Consider the following 2401-nt stretch of genomic DNA (forward strand, 5'->3'; position numbering starts at 1 on the left):
GTTTTTCTTATCGCTTTTTCCTCGATTAGACACTAACCATCACAAAAATACTCAGGTCATTGGGTGGTTAACCGTTCGTTGCTTTCGTTTTACTTTTCAGATTCCTAAAATGCACGGATAACGTTTACTATATGTGTCGTAGCTAGGCAAATTGTTACCTAGCTTTTTGATTTTTCTGCGCATTGGTTGCTAACTTTTCCATTCGGCAAGCATTGCGCCTTCCCAAAAATACAATAACCTTTCGATTCATCACTTAGCTGCTATGATCACATATATAGTGTTGTACAACGTTTATTTATTCATTAATTCGTTCATTCTGTCATTAAATACAGTATAAATTTCTTCTGCTTTTAATTCGGTTTTGTCTTTGGTACAATCTCCGCCTAGCATCACAATTACTGTTTCTTTATTTTTAACAGTTTTTACGTTAACTCCAAAAATGGGAGCGTATCCTCCAGAAAATTCAAAAAGCGTGTAATATTCAGATTCAGAAAACTTGTCTGCTATTTTTGCTATGTGTTTTTTCAATTCTCGCCCTTCCTCATCTGTCAATTTTAAATTTTCGCTTAACTTATAAGGTATTACACAAGAAATTACTGAATTAAGTTCAGAATTTAATTTCTTTTTGAGTTCAGCTATTACTTTATTTTCTTTTAATTCCGTAACCTTTAGATTTAGAATATAATTTACTTGTTTTTCCGATCCCTCTAGTTCAGATAATTGTTTAAGCAAAGGGTTTTCTTGCGCTTTTAACGATAAAGAAAGGAGAATTAATAACAAAGAATAGAAGATTTTTTTCATATGTTGTACAACGTTTAATATATGTGTCGTAGCAGAGCAAAATGTTACCCTGATTTCAATAAAAACTGCGCATTGGTTGCTAACTTTTACTTTCTGCAACCATTGCGCTTTGCCAAAAATACACAGACCATGCGATTTATCACTTAGCTGCTATTCCACATATATGTTGTTGTAGCTAGTTACTTTTATTTATATGGACAATTTTTGGGTCATTTCCATCTTTATCTCGCTTAGAGCGTCCAAATATTCCGATTGTAACATCGTCAGGAGAGTTGGTATTTAATTCGTTAGGATGAACATAGGTGTACATTCCATATCCATGTCCTGAAACAACCCAACCTTTCGTTTGATTAAGAGATATCACATTAAAATCACCAGCAGGTCCGCCAGCGTTAACTGGTCCAAATTCTTTCATTAACTCAATTGCTTTGTCTTTGATATTTTTGACTTTATTAGTATCGTCAAAAATAATGTAAGTTCCATTTTCAAATAATACCCAATCTTGGAACTTTGGATTTATAGCGAGTTTGACATTATCAAGTAATGATTTAGGTTCATTTTCGGATCTCTCCATTTCTAATTTCATGTTTTCAGATTGTTTTTTGTTTTTCCCACAACCAAGAACTAGAAAAGTTACTAGTATTATATTTAAGATTTTATATATCATTTTCTCAATTAGCTACAACGTTTAATATATGTGTCGTAGCAGAGCAAAATGTTACTCTGCTTTTCGATTTTTCTGCGCATTGGTTGCTAACTTTTACTTTCTGCAAGCATTGCGCTTTACCAAAAATACAAGAATCATTCGATTAATCATTTAGCTGCTATGGCACATATATGTTGTTGTAAAACGTTTTTTATTCAGTTGGTATTTTATATTTTCCATCTATTAATTCCCAATCATTTTTTTTTCGGTCAAGCACAAATCTCATATCAGGCACATAAACATTTGTTCCACCACAGTTCAAAGCGAAATTCGCTTTTTTGAATTTCAATCCGTTGTTGAAATGAATTTTTCGTTTTCCAGTCACATTTACAATTCCAAAATTCACATCCACAGTGTCAGTTCCAATTATTTTGTGAGTCAATCTCAAAACTCGAATTGTTTTTTTCTTTTTAATTGATAAGTCAATCAATTCTTCATTAGTTAAGAATTTATATTGTTCAGATACATTTAATTTGGAAATCCGCTTACCATTTTCATTCAGCTCGATATACCTCCAACCGCTCGATAGTAAAAGGTCAAATCTGCTATTTAAAGCTCGAACATATAATTTATCCAATTCGGTAGATTTGATTGAATCATTTTGTGCATTTCCAATGAAATTAATTCTAGTTAATAGTATTAAGGTAATCAGTAGTTTCATTTTGTTGTTTTGATTACACAATATTAAAATCCTATTTTGTTTTCTAATAGTAATAATGAGTCAGCGATAGCTTTCAATGAGTAAAGCAAGTATTCAAATGTTTTACAACGTTTAATATATGTGTCGTAGCAGGGCAAAATGTTACCCTGCTTTTCGGTTTTTCTGCGCATTGGTTGCTAACTTTTCCTTTTTGCAATCATTGTGCCTTCATAAATATACACAAACCAATCGAT

Annotated in this window: 3 protein-coding genes; all 3 read right to left on the minus strand. The window is 31.9% G+C overall.

The window, feature by feature from the left end; translation table 11 throughout:
• Positions 1-291: 291 nt before the first annotated feature.
• The 3 genes from ABD077_RS25045 to ABD077_RS25055 all read right to left on the minus strand — a co-directional run bounded on the left by ABD077_RS25045 (position 292) and on the right by ABD077_RS25055 (position 2168).
• On the minus strand, positions 292-801 hold the full coding sequence (locus ABD077_RS25045) for a hypothetical protein (protein ID WP_343914936.1): 510 nt from the start codon (positions 799-801) through the stop codon (positions 292-294).
• A 175-nt stretch (positions 802-976) separates the two neighbouring features.
• Entirely contained in the window at positions 977-1375 is a 399-nt protein-coding gene (locus tag ABD077_RS25050; RefSeq protein WP_343914937.1) for a hypothetical protein, read from the minus strand.
• A 283-nt stretch (positions 1376-1658) separates the two neighbouring features.
• Positions 1659-2168, minus strand: coding sequence for a hypothetical protein (locus ABD077_RS25055; RefSeq protein ID WP_343914938.1), 510 nt, complete (start codon positions 2166-2168; stop codon positions 1659-1661).
• Positions 2169-2401: the final 233 nt, after the last annotated feature.

Source organism: Aquimarina litoralis, from assembly GCF_039523995.1.
Classification (GTDB): Bacteria; Bacteroidota; Bacteroidia; order Flavobacteriales; family Flavobacteriaceae; genus Aquimarina; species Aquimarina litoralis.